At 68.1% G+C, this 13,050-nt stretch carries 10 protein-coding genes; 6 read left to right on the top strand and 4 right to left on the bottom strand.

The window, feature by feature from the left end; translation table 11 throughout:
- Window positions 1-177: 177 nt before the first annotated feature.
- From HW274_RS06575 to HW274_RS06560, 4 genes are all read right to left on the bottom strand, one after another.
- Window positions 178-1,305, bottom strand: a complete 1,128-nt coding sequence (locus HW274_RS06575) for a serine/threonine protein kinase (RefSeq protein ID WP_004564867.1) — start codon at window positions 1,303-1,305, stop codon at window positions 178-180.
- A gap of 209 nt (window positions 1,306-1,514) precedes the next feature.
- The gene (arcC, locus tag HW274_RS06570) at window positions 1,515-2,495 is read right to left on the bottom strand and encodes a carbamate kinase (protein WP_075253871.1); all 981 of its coding nucleotides are present in this window, start codon (window positions 2,493-2,495) and stop codon (window positions 1,515-1,517) included.
- A 3-nt stretch (window positions 2,496-2,498) separates the two neighbouring features.
- Window positions 2,499-3,506 (bottom strand): ornithine carbamoyltransferase, encoded by a 1,008-nt coding sequence (gene argF / locus HW274_RS06565; RefSeq protein ID WP_185988422.1) that lies wholly within the window; start codon window positions 3,504-3,506, stop codon window positions 2,499-2,501.
- Window positions 3,507-3,571: 65 nt separating this feature from the next.
- Window positions 3,572-4,795: an arginine deiminase gene (locus HW274_RS06560; protein WP_185988421.1), complete on the bottom strand. Its 1,224-nt coding sequence runs from the start codon at window positions 4,793-4,795 to the stop codon at window positions 3,572-3,574.
- A 343-nt stretch (window positions 4,796-5,138) separates the two neighbouring features.
- Between HW274_RS06560 and HW274_RS06555 the strand changes: the two genes are divergently transcribed.
- The 6 genes from HW274_RS06555 (at window position 5,139) to HW274_RS06530 (ending at window position 13,043) form a co-directional block, all read left to right on the top strand.
- Entirely contained in the window at window positions 5,139-5,816 is a 678-nt protein-coding gene (locus HW274_RS06555) for an HAD family phosphatase (RefSeq protein WP_185988420.1), read from the top strand.
- Window positions 5,817-5,855: 39 nt separating this feature from the next.
- Window positions 5,856-6,830, top strand: coding sequence for a methionyl-tRNA formyltransferase (fmt, locus tag HW274_RS06550; RefSeq protein WP_075253867.1), 975 nt, complete (start codon window positions 5,856-5,858; stop codon window positions 6,828-6,830).
- Between the two features lie 239 nt (window positions 6,831-7,069).
- Window positions 7,070-8,461 (top strand): RsmB/NOP family class I SAM-dependent RNA methyltransferase, encoded by a 1,392-nt coding sequence (locus HW274_RS06545; protein WP_185988419.1) that lies wholly within the window; start codon window positions 7,070-7,072, stop codon window positions 8,459-8,461.
- A gap of 38 nt (window positions 8,462-8,499) precedes the next feature.
- Window positions 8,500-9,195 (top strand): ribulose-phosphate 3-epimerase, encoded by a 696-nt coding sequence (rpe, locus tag HW274_RS06540; RefSeq protein ID WP_185988418.1) that lies wholly within the window; start codon window positions 8,500-8,502, stop codon window positions 9,193-9,195.
- Between the two features lie 377 nt (window positions 9,196-9,572).
- Window positions 9,573-11,408, top strand: a complete 1,836-nt coding sequence (locus tag HW274_RS06535; protein WP_075253864.1) for a biotin carboxylase N-terminal domain-containing protein — start codon at window positions 9,573-9,575, stop codon at window positions 11,406-11,408.
- Window positions 11,409-11,474: 66 nt separating this feature from the next.
- Entirely contained in the window at window positions 11,475-13,043 is a 1,569-nt protein-coding gene (locus tag HW274_RS06530; RefSeq protein WP_143223793.1) for an acyl-CoA carboxylase subunit beta, read from the top strand.
- Window positions 13,044-13,050 lie beyond the last annotated feature (7 nt).

Here is a 13,050-nt window from a genome sequence, read left to right as displayed (position 1 = left end):
TCTCCTGAGTTCTCCCCCGGCGTGCGCGACGGACCGGCATCCTTGCCAGGTCTCGCGCGGTCAGGAGGGCCTTCCCAGTCCTATGGAGCGTCCGCTGACCGCGCTGCGAAGAGCAGAGCCGGGTAACGTGCGGGGCGGCAGCCCGGTCCCATGAGCCGCCGCCCCGCACCCTTGAGATCAGACCAGAGTCGGGTCAGCGACCTGGTTGGGGAAGTAGTCCTCGCAGCCACCCTCACGGTAGACGTCGGCCGTCGCGCAGTGCAGACCACCGCCGAAGGCGTAGGCGTCACGGAAGGGAACCGGGATGACGTTCATGCCGAGCTTGTCCATCTGCTCCATCTGGTGGACCTCACTGGCCTCAACACACACGGTCTTGTGGTCGATGACCAGGCAGTTCATGGACAGCCAGACGGAGGAGTAGCACAGCGGCGGCGGAACCTCGTGGGCCGGGGGAGCCGCGTCGACGATCTGCCAGTCATTGGCCTCGAAGATCTTGCGCTGCTCCTCGGGCAGGCGGCGGTGTGGGTTGTTGATGATGAGCCCGGGCCGCAGCGGCACGAAGGTGGCGTCGATGTGGATCGGGTAGGGGTCGCCGGGGAAGTTCACTGCGTGCACCCGAAGGTCCGGGTAGTAGCGCTTGAACCACTCCATGGCCTTGCGGTTGGTGGTCAGACCGTGCTGGATGAACAGGTCCTTACCCACGCGCATGACGTCGGCCGCGTCCCACATCGGCTCGACCTCAGTGGTCACGAAATCCTTGGCGGCGGTGCGCTCAAGGCGCTCCTCCAGGGAGATCCGCTCGTCGTAGTAGTTGTGCTTGTAGGACTTGTCCGTCAGTCGCGGACGAGGGGCCTGGGTCCACTTGAACTCCGGGTCCTCCTCGAAGTACTGGTTCATGAGGGGCCAGTAGGCGAGGTACTCGAAGTAGCGGCAGCGGAACGAGTTGGCCGACGCCATGATCTCGTCACCGATGGTGAGCAGGATGTCGCGCGGGGGCATCTGGGTGAAGCCCGACTCCGTGCGGAAGTCAGGCGTCTGGATGGCCTGGTTCCACTGCAGCGGCGTGGGGCGGTCCACCTGGACGCCCAGACCCTCGAGGATCTTGACGTAGTTGTCGAGCTGCTCGTTGGCGGCCTCAACGGTGGCGGTGGGGCGGGGGCCCCACATGCCGCGCATCTCGGAGTCGATCGGCACCTTCTCAGAGGTGGCGGGCTCCTCGGGAGGAATAACCGAGAAGTCGGCGCGTCCGACGATGACACGCTTGAGAGGGTCGAAGTCGTTCCAAGAGTTGACGATCTTCGTCATGAGTAAGTCACTCCTTTGTGCTCGATGTGTGATGAGTGAATGAAGACAAATGATGTGGCTATGGTTCAACATTGTCATTCTACTCTGAACGAACCGCAAATGTAGCCGTAGGAGTATATGAGTGTAAGAATGATTGCTGAACCGTGGCACGGTCATTGTGGGTTAAGGGTGTTCACCACCTCCTTGAAAGACCGATGCCGTTGCTCCGGTCAGGCCCTGCGGATGCGCGTGTCGAGTTGCTCGGGAATTGGGGGATGGATATCGTCCGGCCCCCCGTAGTTTCCTCCGGGAGTCACGATAGTCCCTGCGTGGCCCTCAATGATGGAAACGGCGTCCTCAAGACGTCCGATTGCCGCCATATCACCAGTCAGCTCAACAAATCGGCACACCGCCTCAACCTTTGGTCCCATGGAACCACTGGGAAGTCCCATGGACCGCAGCTCTGCCGGCGTCGCCCTCGGAACCTGTTTCTGGTTCTCGGTGCCGAAGTCCTGAAACACTCCATCAACGTCCGTGAGGATAAGAAGCGCATCGGCCTCCAGGGCCTCGGCCATGACCGACGCCGTGAGGTCCTTGTCGATGACGGCTTCAATACCCTTGAGGGTGCCCTCCTCGCTGCGGACGACGGGCACACCGCCGCCTCCGGAGCAGACGACGATCGCACCGGCATCCAGCAGGGTGCGCACTAGACGGGTCTCGATGACGCGCTGCGGCATGGGGGAGCCGACGACGCGGCGGTAGTGCTCGCCGTCGGGCTTGACCACCCAGCCCCGCTCCTCAGCCAGCTTCTCGGCCTCCTCCTTGGTGTACACCTCTCCGACGAACTTGGTGGGGTTGGAGAAGGCCGGGTCACCGGCCATCACCAGGGTCTGATTGACCATGGCGGCCACGTGGCGACCGGGCAAGGCGTTCTGCATGGCCTGCAGCAGCCAGTAGCCGATCATGCCCTGCGTCTGGGCACCGAGGGTATCGAAGGGGTAGGGCTCGGAGAGGCGCTCGTCATTGGCGGACTGCAGGGCCAGGACACCCACCTGGGGGCCGTTCCCGTGAGTCAGGACCAGCTCGTGCTTCTCCGCCAGCTTGGCCAGCTCGTGGGCCGCGATCTCGACATTGCGGATCTGGGTACTGGCGTCGGGCTTCTCCCCCCGACGCAGCAGGGCGTTTCCTCCGAGGGCGACGACGATTCTCACAAGTCAGTCCCACTCTCCCAGGGTCGCGACCATCACGGCCTTGATGGTGTGCATACGGTTCTCGGCCTGGTCGAAGGCGACGTTGCGCTCGGTCTCGAAGACGTCGTCGGTCACCTCCAGGCCCTCCATTCCGGTCTTGGCGAAGATGTCCTCACCGACCGTGGTGTTGCGGTCATGGAAGGCCGGCAGGCAGTGGAGGAACTTCACGTCCGGGTTGCCGGTGGCCTCCACCAGCTGGGCGTTGACCTGGTAGGGCGCGAGCAGGGCGATGCGCTGATCCCAGACCTCCTTGGGCTCACCCATGGAGACCCACACGTCGGTGTAGAGGAAGTCGACGCCCTTGACGCCCTGGGCGGTGTCGTCGGTGATGAGGATGCGGGCGCCGCTGTCCTTGGCCAGCTTCTCGGCCTGAGCCACCACCTCGGGAGAGGTCTGCAGCTCCTTGGGGGCCACCATCCGCACGTCCATTCCCATGAGGGCCGCCGAGATGAGCAGTGAGTTGGCAACGTTGTTGCGCGCATCGCCCAGGTAGGCGAAGGAGATCTGCTCGATCGGCTTGTCGGCGTGCTCCAGCATGGTCAGCTGGTCGGCGAGCATCTGGGTGGGGTGCCACTCGTCCGTCAGTCCATTCCACACCGGGACGCCGGAGAGCTCAGCCAGAGCCTCGACGTGCTCCTGCTTCTTGCCGCGGAACTCGATGCCGTCATAGAAGCGGCCCAGCACCCGAGCGGTGTCCGCCACGGACTCCTTGTGGCCCATCTGGGATCCGGAGGGGTCGAGGTAGGTGGCCTGTGCGCCCTGGTCGTAGGCGGCGACCTCGAAAGAGCAGCGGGTGCGCGTCGAGGTCTTCTCAAAAATGAGAGCGATGTTCTTACCGGTCAGCCGCTTCACCTCGCGGCCAGCCTTCTTGTCCGCTTTGAGCTGGGCGGCCAGCTCGAGCAAGGAGCTCCACTCCTCGGCCGTGAAGTCGAGCTCTTTGAGGAAACTGCGGTTGTGCAGGGGGTGGGACATGAGGATTCCTTCGTCCAGTGTGGTGATGTACTGACAGTTCTTCTTATGTGTCGGCCAGGGCCGACTCAGGCAAGCGGGTCCCGCAGGGTCGGGCAGCTCATGCAGTGTGGACCACCGCGACCGCGACCGACTTCCGAGCCGGGAATGGTCAGGACCTCGATGCCATGGGAAGTAAGGTACTCGTTCGTGTTGACGTTGCGTTCATAGGTAACGATGACACCGGGGGCGATGGCCAGGGAGTTGGAGCCGTCGTCCCACTGCTCACGGGCGGCGGCCATCGAGTCCTGGGGCGTGATGAGAACGTTGAGCTCGTCGACACCCAGGGCCTGGGCGATGACGCGGTACATGTCCTCGGGGGCGTTGCGTGTGACGCTGATCTGCTTGTCGCCGTCCGGGCGCAGCGTGAGCGTCGGCAGCTTCCCCAGGCCGCCGTAGATGGTGAACGTGCCGACGTCGACCATGGTCATCACCGTGTCCAGGTGCATCTGGGCGCGTGTCCGGTTCATCTCGACGGCGACGATCCGGTTCACCGTGCCTCCGGCGAACAGTCGGCTGGCGAGCCTCTCGATGCCCTGCGAGGTGGTGCGCTCGGAGACTCCGACCAGAACGGCGCCGTTGCCGATGATCTGGACGTCTCCACCCTCCACGGTGGCGGGGCCGGCCTGCGTGCCCTCGGACCACACGGGGAAGTCGGAGCCGGCGAAGAGAGGGTGCCAACGGTAGATCGCCTCGTAGTTGATGGTCTCGCGCTGCCGGGCCGGCATCATCATCGAGTTGATGGAGACGCCGTTGTAGATCCAGCAGGACGTGTCGCGGGTGAATAGGTGGTTGGGCAACGGCGGCAGAAGCAGGTCGTCGTCGTCCATGGAGGCCAGCACGAGCGAGTCCGGGCATGAGGTGCGCTCGAGCAGCTCGGCCTTCGTGATCCCGGCGATGAGCACCTCGGCCAGCTCGGCCCCGGACAGCCCCTGGGCCAGGGCGCGCAGCGGATCGGCGGCGCTGGGGCCGTTGGTGTTCTCGTTGACGACTCGGTCCAGGACGTATTGCCTGGCTTCGGGCACCTCCAGGGTCTGGGCCAGCAGGTCGCTGAGGTAGAGCACCTCGATGTCGCGGTCAGTCAGAACTCGTGCGAACTGGTCGTGCTCCTCCTGGGCCCGCTCGAGCCACAGGACATCATCGAACAGGAGGTGGTCCTTGTTCTGCGGAGTGAGTCGGAGCATCTCGTTGCCGGGCCGGTGCAGGATGACCTGGCGAAGCTTCCCGATTTCGGAATCTACGGAGAATTCCATGACTCCCTCTCTGACACAGCACTGTGTCGCCGATATGAATCATGACGCGCATCGCGCGCTCAGACTGTCAAAGTGGTACGCCTGTACCGGATTGGTACGAGCGTACCAGAGTTCCTGAGGCTTGGAAACCCCCTGGTAGGAAGAAGTTCTGAGCGCACCGATTGAGCGGTCGCGATCGGTACGTGACGTTGCTCCCATCAGGTGTTTTGCCTCTTCGGGAGCTGATGTTGAGCAGCCCTGGTCCGCCGGCGCGGCGAACCCGTGTCAGTAGGCGAATCACAAACGTCAAGGGTGATCCGTCCCGGATGGAACCATGCGAGCCTCAGGACGCCGAAGTGGGAGGATGGCGGACGTGAACGCATCGTCCTCCTTGACGACCTCCAGCCCCGCACGCGACGTCAGTGCCGTCGTCCTCGACTACGGCAACGTCCTGTACGCCTGGGAGCCCATGGCGGCCGTCGCCGGATACGTCTCGGCCGACGACTGGGAGGAGTTCGTAGTCGACGGAGGGTTCCTGACCTGGAACGAGCGACTCGACCGGGGAGAGCCCTTCGAACAGGTGCTCGCCGACTACACCCGAACCCACCCCGGCCGCCCCGACTGGGCGGAGATCCTCTCCTTGTACCGGCAGCGCTTCGCCGACTCGCTGACGGGTCCTGTTCCCGGTATGGCCGCCCTGCTCGACGACCTCCTTGGGAGGGGTGTACCGCTGTACGGGCTGACCAACTTCGACGCCGCGCCCTTCGAGCGGGCCAGGCTCCTGGTTCCCCAGCTCGAGCGCTTCGTGGGCATCGTGGTCTCCGGGCGCGAGCACCTGGCCAAACCGGATGCCGCCGTCTTCGACCTTCTTCTGAGTCGCTACCGTCTCCAGGCCTCCAGCACCCTGTTCGTCGATGACTCGGCGGTCAACATCGAGGCGGCCGACCGCCTGGGAATGCGCACCCACCACTTCACCGGTGTGGGACGGCTGCGCTCCGAGCTCATCGCACTGGGCCTGCTCCCCACGCCGGACCGGCATTGAACCCCGCACTGGGTGACTTCGCCCCTTAGACTCAGCCGCATGCGTGTGCTTTTCGCCGGAACCCCCGAGGCGGCCCTGCCCACCCTGGAGGCCCTCATCGCCAGTGAGCACGACGTCGTCGGGGTCCTCACCCGCGCTGACGCTCGCAAAGGTCGCGGCCGGACACTGCATCCCTCGCCGGTGGCGGCCGTGGCTCGCGACGCGGGGCTCGATGTGCGCACTCCGGCAACCCTCAAGGGGGAGCAGGCCGACGACGTGCACGCGTGGGTCAGCTCTCTGAAAGTCGACGTCGCCGTCGTGGTCGCCTACGGTCGCCTGGTCCCGACTGATCTGCTGGACGTTCCTGAGCACGGCTGGCTGAATCTCCACTTCTCGTTGCTGCCCGCGTGGCGGGGTGCCGCCCCGGTCCAGCGGGCGGTCATCGCCGGTGAGGAGGTCACCGGGGCCTGCGTGTTCCGCCTCGAGGAGGGGCTCGACACCGGCCCCGTCTATGGCCGACTCACGGAGGCCATCAGCGGTCGGGACACCAGCGGGGACCTGCTCGAACGGCTGGCGCAGGCCGGGGCGCCCCTGGTTCTCGATGTGCTGCGCCGTGTTGAGGACGGCAGCGTGCGTCCGGAGCCTCAGGACGACGCGCTGGCCACGCTGGCCCCCATGCTCTCCTCGGCCGACGGTCTGATCCGCTGGGAGGATCCGGCGCTTGCCATAGACCGTCGGATCCGGGGCGTCACTCCGGCGCCGGGCGCCCACACCACCTACCAGGGGTCCCGGTTCCGTCTGGGCCCGGTCACCCCGGTACCGGAGGTCACTGATCTGCTGCCCGGCCAGCTGCGCGCCACCAAGCACGAGGTCCTCGTGGGAACCGGGGGCTGCGCAGTCCGCCTGGAGCAGGTCGCGCCCGCCGGGCGCAGCTGGATGCCTGCCGATGCCTGGGCACGGGGGGCGCGCCCGGAGGTGGGGGCCGTCCTGGGGGACTCGTCTCCCAGGAACAACGACGCTGAGAGAACGATCTGATGGGGGAGCGATCGACACGCCGGGGTGCGTCGGGCGGCCACGACGAGAACCGGCGAGGTGCGGGCCATGGGAGGGGCGGCGCTCCTGGCGGGCGCCGGGAGCAACGCGGCAGGCGAAGTGAGCGCGGTGGTCCTCACCAGGGTCGACGAGCCCAGGGCCGGCGCTCCTTCGAGCAGGATGGCCCGCAGACGGGTGCGTCGGCGCGCCCGGCGCGGGGCCGATCTGACTCGGCGCGTCAGGTGGCGCTGGAGGTACTCACCCGTGTTCGCCGCGATGACGCCTTCGCCAATCTCCTCCTGCCCGAGCTGCTGGAGACCGCCGACCTGGATCGGCGTGACGCCGGTTTCGCCACTGCTCTGACCTACGGGACCCTGCGGCTGCGGGGGCGCTACGACGCGATGGCCGCCGCCTGCACGGACCGTCCGCTGGAGCGCATCGATCCGGCCGTGCTCGACGTTCTGCGCCTGGGGGCCCACCAGCTCATGGGCATGCGGGTTGCTCAGCACGCCGCCGTGAGCACGACCGTGGACCTGGCCACCACCTCCTGCGGGCGCGGCGCGGCCACCTTCGTCAATGCGGTCATGCGTCGCCTCAGCGGACGGGACCTGGACTCCTGGATGGACGAGCTACGCCGGGACGCCCCCGATGAGACGACCGCTCTGGCCCGCACCCAGTCGCACCCGGAGTGGATCGTCAAGGCGCTGCGCCAGGCCTTGGTCACCCACGGTCGCAGCGGCGAGGAGCTCGAGGCGCTCCTGGCCGCGGATAACGCCGACCCCGAGGTGACCCTGTGTGCCAGACCCGGCCTCATCGCTCCGGAGGCGCTGGCCAAGGACGCCCGCAAGGCCGGCCGGGTCCACGACGTCGAGCCTCGCCCCGGCAGGATCAGTCCCCTCGCCGTCGTCATGGTCGGGGGAGACCCGGGCCGGATCGAGGCGATCCGCGACTGCCGGGCCGGGGTTGAGGACGAGGGCAGCCAGCTAGTGGCACTCGTTGCGGCACACGCCCCTGTGGAAGGCCGCGACGCGCGCTGGCTCGACCTGTGCGCCGGGCCCGGTGGCAAGGCCGCGCTTCTCGCCGCGAGGGCCGCGCAGACGGGCGCCCAGCTTTTGGCCAATGAGGTCAGCCCCCATCGGGCCGACCTGGTGCGCTCCGCCCTACGAGCCATCGCACCGGACGTCGCCCGGGTGCGTTGCGGTGACGGGCGTGACCTCGGGCGCGATGAGCCCGGCGCCTACGACCGGGTCCTTGTCGACGCCCCCTGCACGGGTCTGGGGTCGCTGCGCCGCCGCCCAGAGGCCCGCTGGCGCCGACAGCCGCAGGACGTCACCGTTCTGGCCGAGCTTCAGCGCGAGCTGCTGGCCAGCGCCCTGCGCGCTGTGCGACGCGGGGGAGTGGTGACCTACGTGACCTGCTCCCCGCACGCCCTGGAGACGACCCTCGTGGTGCGCGACGTGAGGCGGCTGCTGGAGCGCGAGGGCCTGCGCACCGAGCCCCTGCACGCCGGGGACGTCGCCACCCGTCTGGCCCCTCAGCCGCCGGCCGGATCCGACCGGGAGACGCTCCAGCTCTGGCCCCACCTCGACGGCACCGACGCCATGTTCTGCGCCCTGCTGCGCCGCACCAGCTGACTGACCAACCACACCAGCGCATCATGAGGAGCATCCCGATGACGGCCATCCACCCCTCGATCCTCAACTGCGACATCGCCCACCTGGCCGACGAGCTCGACCGGGTCACGGGCGACGCCGGCGCCCCGGGCGCCGACGGGCTCCACGTCGATGTCATGGACAACCACTTCGTGCCCAACCTGTCATGGGGGCTGCCGGTGGTCGAGGCGGTGCTCGCCCACTCCTCGCTGCCCGTGGACGCCCACCTCATGATCCGCGACGCCGACCGCTGGGCGCCGGCCTACGCCGAGGCCGGCTGCCAGATCGTCATCCCCCACGCCGAGGCCACGACGGCGCCGGTGCGTCTGGCGCGCGAGCTCCACCGGCTCGGCGCCGGCGCGGGCATCGCCCTGAGGCCCGCCACCCCCCTGGAGGCCGTTGCCGATGTCCTGGGGGAGTTCGACCTCCTCCTGCTCATGACCGTGGAGCCGGGCTTCGGCGGCCAGTCCTTCATCGAGTCGATGCTGCCTAAGATCCGCCGGGCGCGCGAGCTGGTCGGTGCCAGAGGGCTCGACCTGCGAGTGCAGGTCGATGGCGGCATCACCGCCCAGACGATTGAGCGCGCTGCCGAGGCCGGGGCGGACGTCTTCGTCGCCGGGTCGGCGGTCTACCGGGCCGACGACGCCCTGGCCGCCATCTGCGAGCTGCGTGAGGCAGCCTCCTCGCACCGCCATGATGCTCGCGATGAACACTGACGACGCCGCGGGGCGCTGCCAGCGACCGGTATTGACGCCCTGTTGGAGGAGGTGTTCGTGATGCAGGTGTGACAGCCGATGCGCTGAGCCACTCCGCCCCATCGGGCTTGTGGGAAACCTCAAAGGCGTTCGAGGAGCGAGAGACGTCTTTGCCAGGCCCCCGTTATGCCGCCCCATTACTGGGGTCTCGATTGTTACACCAACGCAACTCTCACTCTTTGTGAGGTTTCCACAAATGGAATGTGGTGCCTCGACCACGTAACGTCATAGTCCAGTGGATCCGCCCCTCGACGATTGTAGGGAAAGCACGGATCCACCCCGCCGGCCCAAGGAGGGCCCGCCGCCAGCCCGGCAGCGTCCAGGTAAGGAGACTCTTGGTGACCCTCTCCCGTATCCTCATCGCCAACCGTGGCGAGATCGCACTGCGTATCGTGCGAACCGCCCGCGACCTTGGGGCGACGTCGATCCTTCCGTACACGCCCGAGGACCTCATGAGCCCCGCCGCAGAGCTCGCCGATGAGGCCTACGCACTGCCCGAGGGATCGTCCTACACCGACGCGGCGGCGCTGCTCGAGCTGGCCCGCACCACCGGCGCCGACGCCATCCATCCTGGATACGGGTTCCTGTCCGAGGACGCCGACTTCGCCCGCTCCATCATCGAGGCGGGGATCACCTGGGTCGGGCCCTCACCCGAGGCCATGGACGCCCTTGGAGACAAGATGAGCGCCCGAGCCACCGCCGAGCGGGCCCAGGTCGCCCCGGTGCCGGGCATCACTGACTCGGTCACCGACGCCGAGACCGTCATCGCCTTCGCCGCCGCCCACGGCTACCCGGTGGCCCTGAAGCGCACCGACGGTGGCGGCGGACGCGGCATCACCGTCCTGCACAACGACGACGAGGTCCGGACCACCCCGGCCTTCGAGTCCGCGGCGCAGGGCGGCGGAACCCTCATCCTGGAGCGGTTCGTCACAGCCGCACGTCACGTCGAGACCCAGTGCGCCCGGGACAGCCACGGTGGTTTCGCCGTGGTCTCCACCCGCGACTGCTCCCTGCAGCGACGCAACCAGAAGCTCCTCGAGGAGGCTCCCGCGCCCTTCCTGCCCGAGGGCGTCCACGGGCGTCTGGTCGAGGCCTCCCGTCGCCTCCTGGAGACGGTCGACTACGTCGGGGTGGCCACCTGCGAGTTCCTCCTGACTCCCGAGGGCGATATCTGGTTCCTGGAGGTCAACCCCCGTCTGCAGGTGGAGCACTGCGTCACCGAGGAGGTCGCCGGCACCGATCTGGTCGAGGTCCAGCTGCGCATCGCCGAGGGCGGTCACCTCGGGCAGGTCAACGAGCCCCGCGGTCACAGCCTCGAGCTGCGCATTACCTGTGAGGACCCCGCCCGAGGTCTGGCCCCCTCCACCGGTACCATCACCCGCCTGCGCTGGCCGGCCGGTCCCGGTATCCGCATCGAGTCCGGAGTCACTGAGGGCGACGTCGTCACCCCCTTGTTCGATCCGATGCTCGCCAAGATCATCATCACCGGTGCCAGCCGGGAGCAGGCCATCGCTCGAGCCCGGCGAGCCCTGCGGGAGACGGTGGTCGAGGGCGTCACCGTGTGCACTGCCCTGCACTCCGAGGTCCTGACCCGCCCCGAGTTCACCGCCCCCGACGAGACCGGGCGGCTGGCTGTGACCACGCGGTGGATCGAGAACGAGGTGCTGCCCGCTCTCGCCGACGCCGCGGCGACATCGCAGGCCGACGGCTCGGCGGAGACGGTCGCCAACCCTCGTACCCGCTCCAGCTACATCATCGAGCTCAACGGCCGCCGCATGCAGCTGACTCTGCCCGACGGGATCCTCGCCCCCTCCAACCCGGCGCGGGGCTTCAGCCCCCGCAGCAACCGGGCCCAGCCGCTGCGCGGCCGTTCGGGCCCAACCCGCTCACCTCGAGGCGCAGCCCCTGGTGAGATCGGGACCTCCAGCGGTGAGCCCGGTGTCATCGCCGCTCCCATGCAGGCCATCGTCACCCGGATCTGTGTGGAGCCGGGCCAGCCGGTCTGCCAGGGCGATCTGCTCGTGGTCCTGGAGTCCATGAAGATGGAGAACTACGTCCACGCACCCAGCGACGGCACCATCTCGGAGATCCCCGTCAGCGCCGGACGCACCGTCTCGGCCGGCGATGTCCTGGTGCGCATGAGCACCCCCGAGAACGACTCCGAGGAGGCCTGAACCGTGACCACCGCCCCCATCACCGGCCCCGGCGCATCTGCCGAGACACCGGCCCAGGGAACCACCATGGCCGACTCGGAGGCCACCACCGCCTTCCGCCAGCGCATCGCCCGCGTCGACCGGGAGGCCGAGGAGCGCGCCGCCTCCCGCCAGCACGCCAAGGGCAAGCGCACCGCCCGCGAGCGCATCAACGACCTGCTCGACGACTCCACCTTCCTGGAGATCGGCCGCTACACCGGTTCAGGCGCCGGCGACAAGGCCCGTCCCTCGGGCGTCGTCACCGGCTTCGGCCAGATCGACGGCCGCCAGGTGGCCGTCTACTCCCAGGACTTCTCCGTCTCCGGTGGCGCCCTGGGCACCATCGAGGGAGACAAGATCGTCCGGCTTTTGGACGACGCCCTGCGCCTGCGCATCCCCGTCATCGGACTCATCGACTCCGGCGGCGCCAAGATCCAGGAGGGCGTGGGTGCCCTGCGCCAGTACGGGCGCATCTTCAACCGCACCTGCGCCGCCTCCGGACTGGTCCCGCAGATCAGTGTCATCCTGGGGCCCTGCGCCGGTGGCGCCGTCTACAGCCCGGCCCTGACCGACTTCGTCATCGCCACCCGCCAGGCCTCCCACATGTTCGTTACCGGCCCCGACGTCGTACGCGCCACAACCGGCGAGCAGATCAGCGCCGAGGACCTCGGCGGTGCACAGATCCACGGCTCGGTCTCCGGGGTCGTGCACTACGTGGCCGACGACGAGGAGGACGCCCTGGGGCAGGTCCGCACCTTCCTGGCTTACCTGCCCTCCTCGGCCGAGCTCGATGCTCCCATGTACGCCTACGACGACAACGACGCCCAGGCCGACGCCGAGGCCGCCCGCAGCGTCGGCGAGATCGTCCCGGCCTCCACCCGGCAGGCCTACGACGTCGTCGAGGTGGTCTCGGCCGTCGTCGACCACGGCGAGCTCGTCCAGGTCCAGGAGGAGTTCGCCCCCAACGTCGTGGTCGGCTTCGCCTGCTTCGAGGGCCACCCGGTGGGGATCGTCGCCAATCAGCCGCTGGTGGACGCCGGCACCCTGGACGTCGACGCCTCCGAGAAGCTCGCCCGCTTCGTGCGCTTCTGCGACGCCTTCGGGCTGCCGGTGGTCACCTTCGTCGACGTCCCCGGCTACCGTCCCGGAGCCGAGCAGGAGCACGCCGGCATCATCCGCCGTGGCGCCAAGGTCATCAACGCCTACGCCACCGCCACCGTGCCGCTGGTGACGATCGTCCTGCGCAAGGCCTATGGCGGCGCCTACATCGTCATGGGCTCCAAGGCCATCGGCGCCGACCTCAACTTCTGCTGGCCGGGAGCCGAGATCGCCGTCCTGGGAGCCGCCGGCGCCGTCGGCATCATCCACCGACGCGACCTGGCCAAGGTCCGTGACGAGCAGGGGGAGGAGGCCGCCACCGCCGAGCACGAGCGGCTCGTGGCCGAGTACACCGACGCCGTCATCAACCCGGACAAGGCCGTGGCCATCGGTGAGATCGACGCCGTCATCGCCCCTGAGGACACCCGCAACGTCATCGTCGACTCCCTGGCCGCGTTGCGCGCCAAGAACGACGCCCGCCCCGAGTCCCCCAAGAAGCATGACAACATCCCCCTCTGAATCCCTC

It is taken from the genome of Actinomyces sp. oral taxon 169 (genome assembly GCF_013394715.1).
GTDB lineage: Bacteria > Actinomycetota > Actinomycetes > Actinomycetales > Actinomycetaceae > Actinomyces.
This window is presented reverse-complemented; position numbering and strand designations above follow the sequence as displayed.

What these genes read in the sequence shown, in the direction of transcription:
- HW274_RS06575 (WP_004564867.1), bottom strand. Translation starts at nt 1,305, where the DNA reads ATGACGAAGATCGTCAACTCTTGGAACGACTTCGACCCTCTCAAGCGT.
- argF (WP_185988422.1), bottom strand. Translation starts at nt 3,506, where the DNA reads ATGTCCCACCCCCTGCACAACCGCAGTTTCCTCAAAGAGCTCGACTTC.
- HW274_RS06560 (WP_185988421.1), bottom strand. Translation starts at nt 4,795, where the DNA reads ATGGAATTCTCCGTAGATTCCGAAATCGGGAAGCTTCGCCAGGTCATC.
- HW274_RS06555 (WP_185988420.1), top strand. Translation starts at nt 5,139, where the DNA reads ATGGCGGACGTGAACGCATCGTCCTCCTTGACGACCTCCAGCCCCGCA.
- fmt (WP_075253867.1), top strand. Translation starts at nt 5,856, where the DNA reads ATGCGTGTGCTTTTCGCCGGAACCCCCGAGGCGGCCCTGCCCACCCTG.
- rpe (WP_185988418.1), top strand. Translation starts at nt 8,500, where the DNA reads ATGACGGCCATCCACCCCTCGATCCTCAACTGCGACATCGCCCACCTG.
- HW274_RS06530 (WP_143223793.1), top strand. Translation starts at nt 11,475, where the DNA reads ATGGCCGACTCGGAGGCCACCACCGCCTTCCGCCAGCGCATCGCCCGC.